This window comes from Exiguobacterium sp. S22-S28, assembly GCF_043359615.1.
Taxonomy (GTDB): domain Bacteria; phylum Bacillota; class Bacilli; order Exiguobacteriales; family Exiguobacteriaceae; genus Exiguobacterium_A.
Genome location: NZ_JBHFFC010000027.1, coordinates 142,630 through 159,083 on the forward strand (window position 1 = coordinate 142,630; position 16,454 = coordinate 159,083).

General features: G+C 43.9%; 22 protein-coding genes and 1 pseudogene. 6 read left to right on the forward strand and 17 right to left on the reverse strand.

Going from position 1 to position 16,454, the window contains the following annotated elements; translation table 11 throughout:
• Nucleotides 1-2: 2 nt before the first annotated feature.
• Nucleotides 3-395: a DUF2283 domain-containing protein gene (locus tag ACHA8N_RS10835; protein WP_393965710.1), complete on the forward strand. Its 393-nt coding sequence runs from the start codon at nt 3-5 to the stop codon at nt 393-395.
• A 224-nt stretch (nt 396-619) separates the two neighbouring features.
• On the opposite strand, the gene ACHA8N_RS10840 is transcribed toward ACHA8N_RS10835, so the two are convergent.
• Nucleotides 620-949 (reverse strand): winged helix-turn-helix transcriptional regulator, encoded by a 330-nt coding sequence (locus tag ACHA8N_RS10840; RefSeq protein WP_393965711.1) that lies wholly within the window; start codon nt 947-949, stop codon nt 620-622.
• A gap of 356 nt (nt 950-1,305) precedes the next feature.
• Between ACHA8N_RS10840 and ACHA8N_RS10845 the strand changes: the two genes are divergently transcribed.
• The gene (locus tag ACHA8N_RS10845) at nt 1,306-2,508 is read left to right on the forward strand and encodes an MFS transporter (protein ID WP_393965712.1); all 1,203 of its coding nucleotides are present in this window, start codon (nt 1,306-1,308) and stop codon (nt 2,506-2,508) included.
• Nucleotides 2,509-2,643: 135 nt separating this feature from the next.
• On the opposite strand, the gene ACHA8N_RS10850 is transcribed toward ACHA8N_RS10845, so the two are convergent.
• The gene (locus tag ACHA8N_RS10850; RefSeq protein ID WP_393965713.1) at nt 2,644-3,390 is read right to left on the reverse strand and encodes a class I SAM-dependent methyltransferase; all 747 of its coding nucleotides are present in this window, start codon (nt 3,388-3,390) and stop codon (nt 2,644-2,646) included.
• A 157-nt stretch (nt 3,391-3,547) separates the two neighbouring features.
• Between ACHA8N_RS10850 and ACHA8N_RS10855 the strand changes: the two genes are divergently transcribed.
• A complete protein-coding gene (locus tag ACHA8N_RS10855) occupies nt 3,548-4,453 on the forward strand; it encodes a TerC family protein (RefSeq protein WP_071500266.1) in 906 nt (301 codons plus the stop codon).
• Nucleotides 4,454-4,601: 148 nt separating this feature from the next.
• Here the strand turns inward: ACHA8N_RS10855 and sstT are convergent, their stop codons facing one another.
• The 8 genes from sstT to ACHA8N_RS10895 form a co-directional block, all read right to left on the reverse strand.
• Entirely contained in the window at nt 4,602-5,873 is a 1,272-nt protein-coding gene (gene sstT / locus ACHA8N_RS10860) for a serine/threonine transporter SstT (RefSeq protein ID WP_393965714.1), read from the reverse strand.
• Nucleotides 5,874-6,425: 552 nt separating this feature from the next.
• Entirely contained in the window at nt 6,426-6,602 is a 177-nt protein-coding gene (locus tag ACHA8N_RS10865) for a DUF6440 family protein (protein ID WP_167498398.1), read from the reverse strand.
• A 57-nt stretch (nt 6,603-6,659) separates the two neighbouring features.
• A complete protein-coding gene (locus tag ACHA8N_RS10870) occupies nt 6,660-7,274 on the reverse strand; it encodes a hypothetical protein (protein WP_393965715.1) in 615 nt (204 codons plus the stop codon).
• Nucleotides 7,275-7,379: 105 nt separating this feature from the next.
• Nucleotides 7,380-7,607 carry a hypothetical protein gene (locus tag ACHA8N_RS10875; protein ID WP_393965716.1) on the reverse strand — a complete coding sequence of 76 codons (228 nt, stop codon included), beginning with the start codon at nt 7,605-7,607 and terminating at the stop codon, nt 7,380-7,382.
• Between the two features lie 154 nt (nt 7,608-7,761).
• Nucleotides 7,762-8,241 carry a hypothetical protein gene (locus tag ACHA8N_RS10880; protein ID WP_393965717.1) on the reverse strand — a complete coding sequence of 160 codons (480 nt, stop codon included), beginning with the start codon at nt 8,239-8,241 and terminating at the stop codon, nt 7,762-7,764.
• Nucleotides 8,242-8,394: 153 nt separating this feature from the next.
• Nucleotides 8,395-8,919 (reverse strand): hypothetical protein, encoded by a 525-nt coding sequence (locus ACHA8N_RS10885; RefSeq protein WP_393965718.1) that lies wholly within the window; start codon nt 8,917-8,919, stop codon nt 8,395-8,397.
• Nucleotides 8,919-9,113, reverse strand: a complete 195-nt coding sequence (locus ACHA8N_RS10890; protein WP_393965719.1) for a hypothetical protein — start codon at nt 9,111-9,113, stop codon at nt 8,919-8,921. The genes ACHA8N_RS10885 and ACHA8N_RS10890 overlap by 1 nt, the downstream gene beginning before the upstream one ends.
• A gap of 56 nt (nt 9,114-9,169) precedes the next feature.
• Nucleotides 9,170-10,114 (reverse strand): DUF2750 domain-containing protein, encoded by a 945-nt coding sequence (locus ACHA8N_RS10895; RefSeq protein WP_393965720.1) that lies wholly within the window; start codon nt 10,112-10,114, stop codon nt 9,170-9,172.
• 377 nt (nt 10,115-10,491) lie between these two features.
• Between ACHA8N_RS10895 and ACHA8N_RS10900 the strand changes: the two genes are divergently transcribed.
• Complete coding sequence (locus tag ACHA8N_RS10900) at nt 10,492-11,019, forward strand: hypothetical protein (protein WP_147512718.1); 528 nt, start codon at nt 10,492-10,494, stop codon at nt 11,017-11,019.
• A 60-nt stretch (nt 11,020-11,079) separates the two neighbouring features.
• Here ACHA8N_RS10900 and ACHA8N_RS10905 read toward each other — a convergent pair whose 3' ends face one another.
• The 6 genes from ACHA8N_RS10905 to ACHA8N_RS10930 all read right to left on the reverse strand — a co-directional run bounded on the left by ACHA8N_RS10905 (nt 11,080) and on the right by ACHA8N_RS10930 (nt 14,456).
• Nucleotides 11,080-11,667 carry a hypothetical protein gene (locus ACHA8N_RS10905; protein ID WP_393965721.1) on the reverse strand — a complete coding sequence of 196 codons (588 nt, stop codon included), beginning with the start codon at nt 11,665-11,667 and terminating at the stop codon, nt 11,080-11,082.
• A gap of 13 nt (nt 11,668-11,680) precedes the next feature.
• The gene (locus tag ACHA8N_RS10910; protein WP_393965722.1) at nt 11,681-11,902 is read right to left on the reverse strand and encodes a hypothetical protein; all 222 of its coding nucleotides are present in this window, start codon (nt 11,900-11,902) and stop codon (nt 11,681-11,683) included.
• A gap of 70 nt (nt 11,903-11,972) precedes the next feature.
• Complete coding sequence (locus tag ACHA8N_RS10915; RefSeq protein ID WP_393965723.1) at nt 11,973-12,539, reverse strand: SMI1/KNR4 family protein; 567 nt, start codon at nt 12,537-12,539, stop codon at nt 11,973-11,975.
• Nucleotides 12,540-12,647: 108 nt separating this feature from the next.
• Nucleotides 12,648-12,968 carry a hypothetical protein gene (locus ACHA8N_RS10920; protein ID WP_393965724.1) on the reverse strand — a complete coding sequence of 107 codons (321 nt, stop codon included), beginning with the start codon at nt 12,966-12,968 and terminating at the stop codon, nt 12,648-12,650.
• Nucleotides 12,969-13,016: 48 nt separating this feature from the next.
• Nucleotides 13,017-13,700: a hypothetical protein gene (locus ACHA8N_RS10925; protein WP_393965725.1), complete on the reverse strand. Its 684-nt coding sequence runs from the start codon at nt 13,698-13,700 to the stop codon at nt 13,017-13,019.
• A 66-nt stretch (nt 13,701-13,766) separates the two neighbouring features.
• Complete coding sequence (locus ACHA8N_RS10930) at nt 13,767-14,456, reverse strand: hypothetical protein (RefSeq protein ID WP_393965726.1); 690 nt, start codon at nt 14,454-14,456, stop codon at nt 13,767-13,769.
• Nucleotides 14,457-14,594: 138 nt separating this feature from the next.
• Between ACHA8N_RS10930 and ACHA8N_RS10935 the strand changes: the two genes are divergently transcribed.
• Entirely contained in the window at nt 14,595-14,816 is a 222-nt protein-coding gene (locus ACHA8N_RS10935) for a hypothetical protein (protein ID WP_393965727.1), read from the forward strand.
• Between the two features lie 19 nt (nt 14,817-14,835).
• On the opposite strand, the gene ACHA8N_RS10940 is transcribed toward ACHA8N_RS10935, so the two are convergent.
• Nucleotides 14,836-15,081 carry a hypothetical protein gene (locus ACHA8N_RS10940; protein ID WP_393965728.1) on the reverse strand — a complete coding sequence of 82 codons (246 nt, stop codon included), beginning with the start codon at nt 15,079-15,081 and terminating at the stop codon, nt 14,836-14,838.
• Between the two features lie 205 nt (nt 15,082-15,286).
• Here ACHA8N_RS10940 and ACHA8N_RS10945 point away from each other — a divergent pair.
• A pseudogene (locus tag ACHA8N_RS10945) lies at nt 15,287-16,412 on the forward strand (IS3 family transposase).
• Nucleotides 16,413-16,454 lie beyond the last annotated feature (42 nt).

A 16,454-nucleotide genomic window follows, 5' to 3' on the forward strand; every position in this document is an offset into this window, starting at 1 on the left:
ATATGAGTATAAAAATCACACTTGATAAAAAATTAGAACTGGGATACCTTTATCTTTTCCCTGAAAATTTCCAATACACAATAGAGGATACAGAAGATCTAGACTCTAATCCTTACCTTTCATTGGATATCGATCAAGATGAGCGAATTGTAGGCATTGAAATTTTCGGTTCCGAAACTGTCAATTTGATTGATGCATTGGGGAAAGATCTTAATTACGAGAAAAACTCTGACATTGTATCTCTGCGCTTAAAAGATACTCCAATTAAAAGTACGTCTACATTCTCAGGTATACAATTCCATTTTTCTGAAACAAACCATACAGGCTTTGTAGGATTCGATATTATCGACTTGAAACTATATTCGATAGAAGCACTAGGTTCACTACTAAAATAATTTTTTGTCCAGCATCGAGATAACTCTGCTGGACTTTTTTGATACTTCATTTGCTTAAAAACTTAATCGATTAGGGTATACATAACGGTTCATAAAATGACTAAACGGCATGAGTCCACTTGATGTCCGGGCTCATGCCGTTTATTAACTTCTTATAGTTTGTCGAGCCTATCTAATTGATGGAGTTCCATTCAGTGACAAGATCTTTTATTTTTTCAGTTGGTTCAAGAAGACACGACTTTCTCGCCCGTCAAGTCGATATGTCCTTCGCCCCAGGCGCACATCGCGTCTAAGATCGGGCGCAACGACCAACCGTAGTCGGATAAGGAATAGATGACTTTCGGTGGGACTTGTTCATAAACCGTCCGGATGATGACACCGTCCTGTTCGAGTTCGCGCAGTTGTTGCGTCAACATTTTTTGCGTGATGTTCGGCATCAGCTTCTTCAACTCACTTGTCCGGTGTTCGCCTTTGATGAGATGACACATGATGACGACTTTCCATTTGCCTCCGATGACTTGCAGGGTCGCTTCGACCGGAATATTGTAGGCCATGCTGATTCGTCCTTTCGATTCTTGAAGTACAGCGGGACAGGTACTTTTTAGTGCCTATCGCACTTGAAAGTGCGTACTTCTCAAGTGAATTTGATGGGTTTATGATAACAACTGTCAGCGGAAAGTACAAGTCGCCTTCGTCCATTGCTTCATCCGACGGGGGTAAGGTACTTTTTAGTGCCTATGGTACTTGAAAGTAAGTACTTCCGTAAATCGTTTTCCCGCTCTATGATGGGATCACGCAGAAATGTTCCCTCATCATTCAATGCGCACCGGGCCCGGTCGTTTAGGAAGACTTCCGTCATTTACTTCCGTCATTTACTTTCATCATCCATCTCACTTTAGGAGGAATCATCATGAATCAATTAAACCCGCGTGCCGAACAGGAACAGGTCCCGCAAAACGGTCGCCTCGCCCTGCTCGCACTTGCTATTAGCGCTTTCGGAATCGGAACAACGGAATTTGTCCCGGTCGGCTTACTCGCAGCCATCGCCGGCGACTTAAACATCGGCATCACCCTGGCCGGTCTGATCATCTCCGGTTATGCCATCGGTGTCGCTGTCGGGGCTCCGATTTTGACTGCTTTGACGAACCGGATGAACCGGAAAACGTTGCTCATGGCGTTGATGGTCGTCTTTATCGCCGGTAATCTCGTCTCTGCCGTCGCTCCGAGCTTTGAACTGTTGATCGTCGCCCGCTTTATCACCGCCTTTTCACATGGTGTCTTCTTCTCGATCGGCGCAACAATCGCCGTTCAGCTCGTACCAGCGGATAAAAAAGCCAGTGCCATCGCCTTGATGTTCACCGGACTGACGGTCGCAACCGTCACGGGTGTCCCGCTCGGTACGTTCATCGGTCAAGCATTCGGCTGGCGCGCGACGTTCTTCGCCGTTGCCGCATTGGGTCTTGTTTCAATCATCGCCAGTTTCTTCTTGATTCCAAAAGACTTGAAACAATCTCCACCGGCGAAGTTTTCCGATATGTTTAAACTGTTGACGAACGGACGCCTGATGCTCGGTTTCCTGATTACGGCACTGGGTTACGGCGGAACATTCGTCGCCTTCACCTACTTGACGCCGATCATGCAGGACGTCACGAAAATCAGCCCAAGCCTGATCAGCATCATCCTGCTCGTATACGGCATTGCCGTCGCGATCGGCAACGCAGTCGGCGGAAAACTCGCCAACGGTAACCCGATCAAAGCGTTGTTTTATATGTTCATTCTCCACGCCATCGTCATGATTGCCTTGTCGTTCATGATTCCGTTTAAAGTTGCCGGGATCATCGGGATCATCTTGATGGGGCTGCTCGCCTTCATGAATGTTCCGGGACTCCAGCTTTATATCGTCCAGTTGGCGGAAAAATATGTCCCGGCTGCCGTTGATGTCGCGTCCGCGTTAAACATCTCTGCCTTTAACATCGGAATCGCACTTGGTGCAACGATCGGCGGACTCGTCGCCGACACGATCGGACTCGTCCACACGCCGTGGGTCGGTGGCATCATGGTCATTCTGGCCGTCATTTTGACTGCCGTCTCCCGTCGTCTCGAACGCCTATGATATGACGTCTGATTTACACGGAGTTGTCGAACGACCGGCAGCCATCTATCGCCTGACACCGATTGGTGAGAGTTTGCAGCCGATCTTTCACGCCATCGAAAAGCAAACCCAGCATCCGTAAGCGGAGGCTGGGTTTTATCTCGTCGCGACAACCGTGAATTCCCACGGGATGTTTTCGCCGTTCCAGCCCCGATGTTCGTCCAGTTGTGCGAGCGTGAAGCCGCTGCTGATGAGGGTGTTCACGATCTCACTCATCGTATAGTGCCGCAACATCACTTTCGGAAAATCCGCTTGTTCAGCCGGATCAAAATGCGATTGGTACACAATATTCTCTTCATATGTATCCTGATCAAAATAACGCGGGATGTATTGCAACTCCTCGTTGATACAATGTTTGATTGGATGATAATCACTCAAAATCAGTTTTCCGCCCGGTTTGAGCAAGGCAAACAAAATCGCCGTGAACGCCTCAAGGGCATGAAAATAATGCAGAATCCCGCCTTCAAGATACAAGACATCGAACTGGTGCTGATACGTATTCACATCAATCTCATAGATATCACCGACGATGTACTCAATTTCTGTTCCGGCACAGGCGGCAAGCTCGAGGGCATAGCGCCGGTTGGCTTCCGAGATGTCGAAGACCGTGACGTCCGCACCCAGCAGTGCAAGTGGAACCGCCTTGCGACCGTTTGATCCGCACAGGTTGGCAATCCGTTTGCCGGTCACTTCCTGAAAATAGTCCTGATGTTTCTTAAGACTTGCTTTCGGGTCGGCCGTGATTTCTTTTGCCTTGTCAGACGGCGCCCCGTCACGCTGATTCCAAAATTCATAGGCCCGGTATTCCCAAGCAGTTTTGTTGATTGCACTCTGTTGTTTCATCTAATCAACTCCTTCTCGTACTACATTGAATTATAAAGTGAAAATGTGGTAAATGTGTTATTTCTAAAAAAACAGCACACTTAATGCTTTACTTTGAGTTCTTATGAACTTATAATCAAAGTATAAACAAAACACCACTTAAAAGGAGGAAGCGCTGTTGACACTATTGATCGTATTTTTAGCCATCGTCTTCATCATGCTCGCACTGGACCTTGGCGTATTTCACAGGAAAGCCCATGAGGTCTCGCTTCGAGAAGCTTGGACCTGGACGTTCGTCTGGATCGGACTCGCCGTCGCCTTTGGCGGTTGGTTATTCTATGCGCAAGGCAGCGACGCTGCAATCGAATACACGAGCGTTTATTTCATCGAAAAGGCACTTGCGATTGATAACGTCTTCGTCTTCTCACTTGTCTTTGCTTACTTTGCGATTCCGTTGAAGTATCAGCACAAAGTCTTGTTCTGGGGAATCCTCGGTGCTATCTTCTTCCGCGTCATCTTCATCGTCGCAGGAGTTTCGCTTCTTGATAACTTTGCTTGGGTGTACTACATCTTCGGTGCTTTCCTCGTCTACACCGGTTACATGATGTTCAAGAACATCGGGCAGGAAACGTCGCTTGAAGAGAACAAAACAGTCCGTTGGCTTGAAAAACGATTGCCGATCACACAAGACATCTCGTCTGGTAAGTTTACGCAGCGGATTAACGGTAAGTTGTTCTTCACACCGTTACTGATCGCACTGATTTTCATCGAGATTTCGGATATCGTCTTCGCCGTCGACTCGGTCGCCGCAAGCTTCGCGTACTCGCGTGATCCGTTTATCATCTTCTATGCGAACATCATGGCAATCCTCGGACTCCGTAGTCTCTACTTCGTCCTTGCGAACCTGATTGATCGCTTCTACTACTTGAAACACGGTCTCAGCTTCATGCTCGTCTTCATCGGGGCGAAGATGATTCTCGGTGATGTCTACAAAATGCCAATCTGGATGTCACTCGGAACAATCGTCCTCGTCATCTTGATCAGCGTCTTCTACAGCTTCTATAAGACGAAGCCCGGGAAGTAAATTCGTATAACAGTAAGCAGGGAGTGGATCATTTGATCCGCTCCCTGTTTTTGATGAAGTCCATCACCACAAAAAAGGTTAAAGCACATCCGATCATCATGGATGCCTTTAACCTTTTTTAACGTGAGCAGCATTCTTGAAGTACAAATCAGCCGTTCACAATTTTGTCAGCCGGTTCTTCAACCATGACTGGTTGATTGATTGACAGTTGCTCCCCTTCTTTTAAACGTTTTCTGTATTCAGCTGTCGCTGTAAACAGAACATCCGTCGAAGAGTTCAGGGCAGTTTCAAATGAATCTTGTAACACGCTGATGATGAGTCCGACAGCTACGACCTGCATCGCAATCTCATTCGGAATACCAAACAGACTGCAGGCGAGCGGAATCAAGAGGAGCGATCCGCCCGGAACACCGGAAGCACCGCAGGCACACACAGCAGCCAAAACACTTAAGATGATGGCCGTCGGAAGATCGACCGGAATCTCAAGCGTGTTTACCGCGGCAAGCGTTAAGACGGAAATCGTAATCGCGGCTCCTGCCATGTTGATCGTTGCACCAAGCGGAATCGAAATCCCGTATGTTTCTTTATGCAGACCAAGCTTTTTACACAATTCCATATTGACGGGAATATTAGCAGCCGAGCTTCGCGTGAAAAATGCTGTGATTCCACTATCTCGGAGACACTTGAAGACAAGCGGATACGGATTTTGACGGACGTTGATGAACACGATGAGTGGATTAACGATAAGTGCAACAATGAGCATCGTGCCGATCAAAACCAATAATACATTACCGTACTCGAGTAAAGATTTGAGTCCATTTTCCGTCACCGAACCAATGACAATCCCCATGATACCGAGTGGAGCGAGTTTAATGATCCATCCGACCATTTTCGCGAGCGCATCTGAGAAATTTGAGATGAAGGACTTCGTCGTATCCGACGAATTTTTTAGTGCAAAGCCTAATACGATGGCCCATGTCAAAATACCGATGTAATTGGCATTGACTAAGGCATTAACAGGATTGTCCACCATATTCAAGACGAGTGTCCGAATGACTTCAATCGCATCATCTGGAGCAGCCAATTTCTCTGTACTCTCAGTCAGCGTGATCGTGACCGGGAAAAGGAAGCTGATGATGACAGCAATGGTTCCGGCTAAGAACGTACCCAGGAGATACAAGAAGACAATGGACTTCATGTTCGTCTGCTGTCCCTTTTTATGCTGCACAATCGCTGCCATGACCAGGAAAAATACTAAAATAGGCGCGACTGCCTTCAACGCGGAAACAAACAGTGTCCCGAAGATGGTCAAGGATTTTGCCGCTTCAGGAATCGTTACGGCTAAAAGAATCCCAACAATCAAGCCGATTGCGATTTGTTTCACTAAACTGATTTGGTTCCACATCTTCAACACTTTCATACTTTCCCCTCCAGGCTTAAAACGAATAAGTTATTTAGAATTTGAAAAATGACGATTTTCTCTCCTATCCCGAAAAAGCGAACAGGCTGTCCGTTCATTTTTCTAAAAATTCTTTCAGTTTGTTGTTCTCTATTTTTACATAAAACCCAAGAAATAAAAACTAGTTTTTTGCAAGAAATATGATTCGTTGATTATGAGGCGTAAGAAGAATAGAGATGCAATCGATTGCATCATTAAGAAAAAGAAGAAACAAATCAGAAAACTGTCCCGTAAGAAATTGACTTACAAAAGGCTTTATATCAGGTGATTTTGTGTACAAATCAATTCCAATGTAGCACGAAAAATGATCTCCTTTTTAACACAGGAATCATCTGTTTCAAGCATCATAACTTTTCATCATCCTTGATCAGAGAAACAGTTAATGATGCTCTTTCTTATTCGCAACTGGACTATGGAACTTTACGAACCAGCCCAAGACGCTTTGTTTGGAAGCCGTCCGCTTCGATGATGTCGTCTGTGCATTTCGAGCCTAAATTGTTATTTGAGAGTATATCAGTTTTTCGCTCTGTCGATTACAACGTTGCCTTCTTGATCCAATAAGGGGGTCATTCCACTGAGTCCAAGACCACTTGTCATTACATAGTTCACACCGGTCTCTGTATCGACGATGATTTTGATGATTCCTCCACTCAGGTGTTGTTTGGATTTCACGACAAACCGTTTCTTCATTTTTTGATAATCCCCTTTCTTAATCTTTGACTGACAAAGTGGTTCAAGCTCTTCATTTTAGACTAAGTTCCAACGTTGCAACTCTTCCAAATAATCCATATAAGAAGATTGATATTCTTCGTCGGTTAGTTGTCGTGCCTGAATGACCATCTTTTTCACTTTCTCATTTGCGAAATGTGCGCCTCCTGTCAGAGACCATATATACGAACCGACTTCTTCCGATTGATTTCTGACTAAAAATCCGGTGACGTGTTCCCCGTCCAAACTTTCCAAGACGATATCAATCCGTCGTCCTTCCATCTCATCCAAAATCAGTTGAATGTAAGCTGCCTCTTTCTCGCCTTTAAAAGGATACGTTCGATTTCTGTGGAGATTATCGTTGATTTCCCATTGAAAATCCGCTTGTTCTTGTGACGTAAATATTTTTTGAAGCAAACGCGGATCATCGATTTTTAAGCAACAAAAAATGTAATCATACACAAGTTGATCATCATTGATTAAATCCGTGATTTTACCCTTGTCGATTTCAACAGCTTGGTATCGTCGCGCCAATCGTTCGACCACGATTTCTTTGCTGAAAACAAGCCGTTGACGGCGGTTTTTAAATTTATGATGAAGCATTTCATAATCCATTGATTGGTATTCCTCCAGTTCATTACAGGCTTTGATCATCAGGATATCGCTCTTCTTCTTCTGTAAGCCAGTTTCTTATGCTTAGTCTGTTTCTAACAGTTCAACAATTGTTGGATAGCGTACATGACGTTCCCTTTTGTTATTTCACTCTCTTTGAAGCTCAAGAACGTTAATCATCCGCATAAAATGAGTTAGTACCGTCCAGTCCGACAAATCGTCAATATTTGGTTTCTGCTTTAATGGACGTTCCAACACTTTGACTTCAAAAGGATAGCTATGCTGAGTCACCTGAATTCGGACGAGCTCTTGCCAATCGTCGTGCGGTAACAGTTCCCGGTAGACATCAATCGATTCATCACTCTGAAATTCCACTTTTCCTCTCCTCACCTTCCCCGTGACTTATTCGTAAAATTTTCTTCTTAGAACGTTGCAAACCACAAGTCCAATTCACCAATAATATCCTTCGAATACTAAGGGTATACCGTTAAACTCGTCCTTGGATCATCGTTGGTATTTTTCTATATATTCAATCCCATCGACAGGTCACGCTTTCGTTTACTTCAAGCCGTAGATGAATCAGGGTATTTGCGTTCAGACTTGAGAGAGTCAGAGCGCGAGTCCCTCCACCCGTATAGGACAATTCGAAAACGACACCTGTCATCTCTTTTAGTAAAAAGAATGCCCGGTGAAGGTCGTATTCACTCTCATACAAAAGATTCCACAATTCTTCAGTAAAGGTCGTTTCGTTTACCGCATACAGTTTCATGAACTCATTATCATCCAACAGTTGAAACGCGGAAAACACCTTTTCGTTTAGAATCCGCGGTTTTTGAATGATTAAGGAGTAACCTTCCGCCAGCTTCTCAAGTAGTTTCGTTTTACTGTCCGGGATATCCTCTTCCATCACGGATGAGGGCAGGTCGTTGATCTTCAACGGGAGACCAAATTCATATTCAAACGGGTCGTCGATTTTTAGAAGCTCTGCCCGGGAATACGTTGTCTTCATGGAAATAGTCCTCCTTTCATCAGCTCGTCTTTTAAATGCTCTTTAACATCCTGTGATCAAGTTTTCGGATATGGATACTAAAACATCTCACCTTCTACTTGAATTGCTATTTCAACAAGTTTAGGTGAGACGCTTTCAATCGCTGGTATTGAATTATTCGAAGTCCTCTTCAAAATCTTCATGTTCCCCGATGACCAGCAAAATACCGGTGACCTGATCCGCATCTCGTCGTACGCGAACCTTGTAGTGGCCGTCTCCCATCAACTGGACGGCAACACCAAACGGAAACAGAAAGATTTCCTCCTCCATCATCTCATCTGAGATAGCGACATAAAATGGATCGATCTCATCGTCGAACTCAAGCGTGTTCCGAATCTCCCAATCAATGGCCTCGCGTTTTCCGTAATCTGCTGTATTCATGACGACGAGCTGTGAGGAATCCACCACTGCATAACCTTCAAGAATGTCAAAATCATCCGTTGCAATATCTGCGTGATCATCAATCGTCAAGTACACTAAATTAATTTCCGGCTGATTATCTTCGTTATACCAGACCGTCCATGTCGAATCGGGGGCAACCGGAATCGACATGTTAAATTCCGGATCCGGTTCAAGAAAAGCCGGATCCGAGACGATCATATTTCCTTGCTGATTATGAAAAGTACCTAATTTTTTCATTATGCACCGCTCCTTTTTTGCTCATTTACGTTACGCCCTTCAAAATCAGACGAAATTTTTTGACAGAGATATCCCACGATATGGTCATGGGTCGTTCTCTCTTCCAGATCATCATTTTCAATTAATTCGTCAATGGCTCCCGAAATGACGTACCAAAGTTCAGTCTTTTTCAATTGATCATAAGGTGTTTTCAACATTTTTCACTCCTACTCATAAACGTATCTGTATCCCTTACATCAGTCATTTATCATTATCCTTCAAGCTCATCTAAAACATTTTCCGGATCCAGTTCGAGGCCCTGTAAACCGGCATCCCAGTTCAATCCGCAATATAAACCGTCTTGCATCATGTTCGGCAACCAGTCGTCTGTAAAGACATCGAGATCAAGGCGAACCAAATGATAATTCTCCCATCCGTCTGTCTGGCAGGCACGTGCTCCTTCTTTTGTCGAGAAGAACAATAACACATCCGATTCACCTTGGTTCGATGGACAATACGCCCAGCCCGACTGCTTCAATTTCGATAAACCGTAAACAGTTCCTGTCTCCATTACCGTCTGAAGAAAGTCTTCCGCCCGCATGGCACTCTCGTCAACTTGTTGTTCTTGTTTCATGAATGCTCTAAGGGTCGGGGCGACCGGAAATACTTCCTCTTCCTCATAGTTCCACAAAACAATCGTTTTTGTATCCGGCAATAAGTATCCAAGTTCATCCCCGGAACCGTCCGTGGCAATCCGGAAGAACCCGTCCGGATAGTCTTCTGTATCCGTCGAGTTGACACGGACGATGTCTTCCCATGTCCGCTTGATATACTGTTCGTCCTTGATCGGATGGAATTGCCACTCACCGGCTTCGAACTTGTTTTCTTTTTTAAAGTACGCCCGCAACTCGGATGGCAGCGAAAATCCGAGTTCTGCCTCGACTTCCTTCAGACGTTCTTCTGAAATTCCGGGTAAGCCTGTTATCTGTTCCATATGATGTCTCTCCTTTAGTTGTGCAGATGTTTTGAAAATGAACTCAGTTCCGTCGCGTAAAGCTTTCGCCGGGCGGATATAAACCAATGAAACGCTCCTAATAATGAATCCTTGCCTGACCCATCTGTAAATTCGCAAAGGCGTAGTTCCCTTTAAAATATTCAACGATGGGAGCTGTAACGTAAACTCCTGCGAACCCGTATTGTTCGAACACCATCTCAAGCATTATGTGAAATTACCCCAAATCAAACACCCGTCCTGTTTCCAGAGCATGCGTCGTCAGCCGCACAGCAATTCTGTGACATCTTCCTCCGCTTCCGGCTGTTTATCCGACATCATTACTACCTGATGGTCAAACTCATATGTATCTCCTATAATTTTCTTTCTGCGCAACTTTTGTAATTCCTCGAAGAAATTCTATTTATACCTTATATCATATAATTAGCTAACATTATTGGGAATTTTTATTTTTAATTATTACATTTTCTATTTTATTAACCATTAAAAAGCTGATTCAATCCTTCATCGATTGTAGGTTCTTTTTCCAAATTATTGGTATAATAGAAGCAATATTAAACGAACGTGAAAGGAACGTGTCTATGAAAAAATTAATATGTGGTTCACTGATTACCGCGACTTCACTAGCAGGTTGTGGTGCAGACGCATCAACAGAAGTAAAACCAACTACCTATGATGGAACATACTTAAAAATCGGTGTGATTGGAGAACAGCCTGATCTGCAAGAGAAAAATGTAAAGTTTTCAACACTTTCATTTGAAGAACTAGAGGACACGAACCGGATTTCTTCACAGTTTGATGCGGTGTTCATCACAAAAGATAACCTAAAACAGGCAGATGAAGAAAAATACGTGAAGGTGTACCCAAAACTTGATGTCCCGACCTTCTTCTTAGAGACAACAAAAGGATTTTTACCATTCGTGGTTGAAGACTTAACATATGCCAATGCGAGCGAACTGGAGCATTCCTATGCATCCGGTTATCTGCAAGGGAAAAAAGATCGCTATCGCTACTGGGAATATGGATTAAACAACGACCAAAAGAACGATCAAATTATCAAAGATGTTTATTCACAGATTTTCAAGACGATTGCAGAAGTGAAAGAATAACAAAAGGAGTGTAACCGGGTCTGTTCCATCGCCCGTTTGCACTCCTTTTAACATATCCGCTCATTCAACGTTCTCGATTTCAATCGACTTGTGTTGATACGGATGATCTGAAAAATTCGCAATAAAGTCAAATCCATTGCCATCATGATTCACCCATAGGAAGAAACAATTCCGCTCGTCATCCGAAAAGTTCAACCTGAACTTTTTAAAATAAAAGTCATTTTTTGTCTCATCGATTTCAATCGTCTTCTCGCTTGAAAACAATACACTCTCGTTATTGTATGCATCTTGATAAGCTTTAGGGAAGTAATGAAGAAATGCTTCTTCTGAAGTGATGGTCAATCGATGATAAATATTCTCCCGGTCAAATCTTGTGCTGCTGTCAGCGTCGTGCGCAATGTTGATCTTGCCCGAACCACTCATACTGTGAACGTACAGTGGATAATGATTCAACTCCAGTAAAAATTCTCGAATGTTCTTGCGGTAAAGAGCCATCCCGTCCTGCCATGACTCTTCCAACAGCTGATCCATGTCGACATCTGCGTATTCTTCATCATCCGTATAACAATGAAAACGTACTTTTCCTTTGTCCTCGGACGTAAAGATAAAAGCAGTTCCTTCACCGACCAACATACAATCCAATTCCATTATCCCAACTCCTTCATTCGTCATCTACGAAGTCAATTCGTACGCCGACGATTTGCCTCGAGACATCATACTGTATGTCAACATCATACAGTCCATCTCCAAAACCTGACGTCGAGACAGCTCCAAACGAGACAATGCCGGCCTGGTCGTCGGACGAAACAATTGCCTCAAATTCCATCGCTTGATTCTGACGATAAGCTGTTCGATCGAAGATACCGGCCAGTGCCGAGTCCACGCTGACCAGTTTTTCCTGCCGGCGCCATTTGCCGCTCCGCTTTTTATCCCCTTCAAAAACAAGCAGCTGCTTAACCTACTCGTCTTCCGTGTAAATGGTGGCTGCGGTCCAGCTGCCTGACTTCACATTCGACAAAATCAGCTGTGAATCCGTGTCTTCCTCTAGTCCGTAATAAGGATCCTTCATTGCTCTCGACCGTGAAACGGCCAAGTCGATAGGCCTGATTCGTTTTTCGTTTCGGGACATGCCAATCGATGAACTCTTTCAAAGAAGACGACGGATATTTTGCGATTCCCGTTTTTTCGTTCCATCTAAAGACGAGCTCCTGTAGGAAACGTTTTCGAATCCGGTAACACAGCTTGTCACCCGTTAGATTTTCACCGATACAAATCAAGTCATCGGGCAAGCTAGCCGGACGCTTCTCATTGTGACGAACGATATCCTGTAAGACTTCTTGTCTGGTTGGTACAGGATGCAGGCTCCATTCGCCAAACTGTGCACCATTCGTCTGTAAAAAAAGGTCTTTGTATTCATCTGGAAACAAAACACCTAAGGCACGTTCTGCTTTTTTCAGGTCAACAGCTGATGCCCCGGGCACCCTTGAATCGGGATGGAGACGTTTAATGAGTTTACTCACGACATCTTCGCTCCTGTCTCTGTTAGTCAAACTGCGTATGACATCAACAACATCTTTTAGTATTTTGTATGTATGTTTAAAATCCAACTATCATTAAACACAGCATGACTATTCTAAAATCATTCCGAACACAAAAACGACCAAGGCCATCGTCAGCGACCAGACGATTGTTTTCCTATTGTTCCCTTCAATTCGTACGTACCAGAGCGGAAAGATATTCATGACTAACAAGCCAAAGGACCGGTACAGCTTTTTCTCTTCAGCATCCCACCCAAGCCACGCGGTTACACCCACTAAAACTAGTAATAAAACGTTCAGACTGATACTGATTGTCCGAATACGACTCCCCGGTTTCAACCGATTAAACACAAAGGCCACGACCGTTCCGATACAGGTTGCTATACACAGATAATACAAAACGTGCTCCATTCTCATTCCTCCATGTTCAGTTTCATCCTTCTTTTACGTGTACCAGAATCAATCGGTTTCGTCATCCAGTAACCAGTCCTCATTGATTTGCGAAATGACGGTCCCTTTCGGAAATCGGGTCATCAGCTGGTCGATTGGTATATAGCCTTCATCGTTTGACAACAGGTGAAAACCGTTGCCATCGTGGGCAATCTTAAAACAGGTCATGTTCGGATGCATGGTCAAAACACCAATCGGGCGAATCAGTTTCAATCGCCACCATTTTATCTCATCCAACTTAAATGACAAGTTATCCGAGTACGAGATCGTGTAAAATAGATTTTCCGATGCCAGCCAGTAGGTTTTGTTCAGGACAAGACGCAGTTCTTCCGCATTTTGAACGGTAATCGTATAACACGGATGGTATTCCTTAAAACGGACTTTCATCTCTCCGCTTCGAAACTGTGTATCTAAATCCAATACGACATACGAAAGATTGTTTTGCTTGAAGAACGCGTCATGTTCTTCCTGTAACTCGTACTCATCCACAAAACTGACATAGAGTGGAAACACCTGTTGATGAATTAAGAAGTCGAGTAAAAAGTCTTTGTTTTCATCTGCTCCGTCTTTTTCAATTCGGCTTACATCAATGAAATAAGCTGTCGTCAACTCTCCACCCATTTCAAACGGGTATCCTAAGTTCATCGCATCCTTTTCGATAATCTGTTCTTCCATAATCATGATTTCTGCCATATTGTTCTCCTTACTGAGACACAGCTTTTTTATTCTCTAAAGTGCAAATGATGCAGAAGACGAAATTTAAATGTCTTTTTCTTGATCCTCTGTATGTAATATCTCACCTTCTATTAATTCATCGTTGATTTGCGTAACGACCATCTGGTCAGGCAAACTGGCGATCATGCCAGCAAGAGAAGCATACTGCGTATCCCTGCTGAGGATACAAAATCCTAACCCGTCATAATCAGTGGTGATGTAGGTCTTTGAAGCATTAAAATCAAATACAGCGATGGATCGTCTTCTTTCGACTCCCCATTCTAAGAAATCTCCCCATTCGAACGTTAAAGAATCTGAATGACTGATGCAGTAGCATACATTTTCAGATGCGAGCCAGTACGTTTTGTTTAATACAAGCCGTAAGTCAGCAATGTTTTGGATTTTCACCGTAATACAAGAGTAGTAGTTGTACCGTTTGTACCCGTAAGATTTCAAGTTGCCACCACAATCGTCGATCGTATAATCAATCTGATGTTTTTGAAAAAAGGTTGTAAAGTCTTCAGACAGTTCGCACTCATCGACAAAGTGCACATACAACGGGAAGACCGCTTGATGTGTTAAGAATGCCATTAAAAATTCTCGACCTTCTTCGACATGTCCTTCTCCGCTTAAACGATGCACAACAGGTAAACCTCCGTCAAACCGATGGGGATGCACTAGGTCTTCTATAAAATGTTGAGTGACAGGTTCTTCTATAATCAGGACTTTTGTCATTTTATGCTCCTTACCGGAAAATAATGTTGTACTACCTATAAAGAATAACGGAACCTGTCTAAGGTTTCCATTTTTTCTAATATAAAGTCTATTTTTTGATATACTACATGATAGATTCACCTTGAAAGGATGAGCTTGATGTGGAAAGCATTATTATTCTTTTCTGTCTGGAACGGTATCACCATTCCGATTCTTCTGTCTATCGTGTTCACTATCTTTAAACCGCTTGTTTTAGCAGATGAGACCGGTATCAGTATGATTGTCATCGCAGCTATCGTTGCAGTATGTAATTTTTATATCGCAACACGTATTTGGAATCGAATCGAAGATAAACTGTACAAACGAAAGACTTTTATGTGAAAAACGCAGAGCATCTTGTTCACGGAAGAACAGAGCATCTGCGTTTTCTTGTTTCCTTTACATCACGTGATGGACTTAACGGGATACATGACGCGTATCGTTCCCCCGGCGCAATGTCTTTGATTTCGCGGAATCGGTTCTCAATCTCATTTTCGCTGAGGACAATGACCTCCAGCATATTTTCCCGATCGGTCCGCTCCATCGCTTTATTGATCTTCTTCCCGGACGGTTCAACTTCAATCCGATGGTCTGCATCCTTCTGCATGTAGGAAGCAAGCCGCCTAAGTTAGCTCTCCATACTATGGGTGCAGGTCCTCTTCTTCGATGTGTGCTAAAAACATTTCTTGTAAAAATTCATCTGTTTCCTCAGAATCTAGTAGTAACTTTGGATGGTCTACAGTTAGTTGGACATAAACCTTAAGGTCAATTAGACTTAGGAAAATTATGAACAGCAGAGGAGAATCACCTTCATGAATAAACGGGAACGAAGAATTTTTAGCGATTCATTCAAACAACAGATGGTTCAACTCCATTTGAATGGGAAGTCACGCGCCGATATCATTCGGGAATATGACTTGACGCCTTGGGCATTTAATCGTTGGATCAACCAAAGTAAGACGACCGGATCTTTTAAGGAAGAAGATAATTTGTCAGATGAAGCGCGCGAGCTACGTGTGCTTCGGAAGCATGTCCAACAACTCGAGATGGAGAATGATATTTTAAAGCAAGCCGCGCTGATCATGGGACGAAAGTAAGTGTGATCAAGAATAATCGACATAAATACTCGGTATCAGCAATGTGTAGCGTCCTCCAATTACCCAGAAGTACGTTTTATTATGAAGCGAGGCAGCGACCATCGGTCGACGATGTGACGGAAGCCATCCGTGAAATTTTCCAGCGCAGCCGAGAGAACTACGGCACGCGTAAAATCAAGATCGAACTCCAAAAACAAGGGAAATGCGTCTCTCGTCGCCGAATCGGACGCATCATGAAAGACCAAGGGCTCGTCTCTACGTACACGCTCGCGCAATTCAAGCCTAAAAAAGAAGCGTGCAACGAGTCGATGGAAGCCAATGGAATGGATTGAATCGTGCGTTCAAGCAAGGAGAAGAGCTATCCGTTGTCGTCAGTGACCTGACATACATCAAGGTCCGTCAAAAATGGCATTATGTATGTGTATTTGTTGATCTCTTTAACCGAGAAATCATCGGTCACAGTGTGGGCGAGCGAAAGGATGCGCAACTGGTCCATCGTGCTTTCGCTTCCATTCCTCATGATTTGCGTCGTATCCGGATGTTTCACACGGATCGAGGACGAGAGTTCAACAACCGTCTGATTGAGGATGCCCTTCATACCTTCGGAATCCGTCGCTCGTTGAGCGAAAAGGGTTGTCCGTACGATAACGCAGTCGCGGAAGCCACGTTTAAAATCATCAAGACAGAGTTTGTCAAAAAACGAGTATTCTCGAGTTTGACGGAGCTGGAACGCGAGTTCCAGGATTACGTGAATTGGTTCAACCACCTTCGCATACACGGTACTTTGGATTATCAAAGCCCCGTTCGTTACAAGCAATCACTCCTTAAGAAGATTGTCTAGTTTAGTGTTGACAATCCAATTCCTTGTTGCAGAAAGAATGGC

Excerpts from the sequence above, each read along its gene's own strand:
- ACHA8N_RS10850 (WP_393965713.1), bottom strand. The coding sequence starts at position 3,390 with ATGAAACAACAGAGTGCAATCAACAAAACTGCTTGGGAATACCGGGCC.
- ACHA8N_RS10885 (WP_393965718.1), bottom strand. The coding sequence starts at position 8,919 with ATGAAAAAATTAGGTACTTTTCATAATCAGCAAGGAAATATGATCGTC.
- ACHA8N_RS10930 (WP_393965726.1), bottom strand. The coding sequence starts at position 14,456 with ATGACAAAAGTCCTGATTATAGAAGAACCTGTCACTCAACATTTTATA.
- sstT (WP_393965714.1), bottom strand. The coding sequence starts at position 5,873 with ATGAAAGTGTTGAAGATGTGGAACCAAATCAGTTTAGTGAAACAAATC.
- ACHA8N_RS10925 (WP_393965725.1), bottom strand. The coding sequence starts at position 13,700 with ATGGCAGAAATCATGATTATGGAAGAACAGATTATCGAAAAGGATGCG.
- ACHA8N_RS10935 (WP_393965727.1), top strand. The coding sequence starts at position 14,595 with ATGTGGAAAGCATTATTATTCTTTTCTGTCTGGAACGGTATCACCATT.
- ACHA8N_RS10920 (WP_393965724.1), bottom strand. The coding sequence starts at position 12,968 with ATGGAGCACGTTTTGTATTATCTGTGTATAGCAACCTGTATCGGAACG.
- ACHA8N_RS10835 (WP_393965710.1), top strand. The coding sequence starts at position 3 with ATGAGTATAAAAATCACACTTGATAAAAAATTAGAACTGGGATACCTT.
- ACHA8N_RS10905 (WP_393965721.1), bottom strand. The coding sequence starts at position 11,667 with ATGGAATTGGATTGTATGTTGGTCGGTGAAGGAACTGCTTTTATCTTT.
- ACHA8N_RS10940 (WP_393965728.1), bottom strand. The coding sequence starts at position 15,081 with ATGCAGAAGGATGCAGACCATCGGATTGAAGTTGAACCGTCCGGGAAG.
- ACHA8N_RS10870 (WP_393965715.1), bottom strand. The coding sequence starts at position 7,274 with ATGATCAAAGCCTGTAATGAACTGGAGGAATACCAATCAATGGATTAT.
- ACHA8N_RS10880 (WP_393965717.1), bottom strand. The coding sequence starts at position 8,241 with ATGAAGACAACGTATTCCCGGGCAGAGCTTCTAAAAATCGACGACCCG.
- ACHA8N_RS10865 (WP_167498398.1), bottom strand. The coding sequence starts at position 6,602 with ATGAAGAAACGGTTTGTCGTGAAATCCAAACAACACCTGAGTGGAGGA.
- ACHA8N_RS10900 (WP_147512718.1), top strand. The coding sequence starts at position 10,492 with ATGAAAAAATTAATATGTGGTTCACTGATTACCGCGACTTCACTAGCA.
- ACHA8N_RS10845 (WP_393965712.1), top strand. The coding sequence starts at position 1,306 with ATGAATCAATTAAACCCGCGTGCCGAACAGGAACAGGTCCCGCAAAAC.
- ACHA8N_RS10840 (WP_393965711.1), bottom strand. The coding sequence starts at position 949 with ATGGCCTACAATATTCCGGTCGAAGCGACCCTGCAAGTCATCGGAGGC.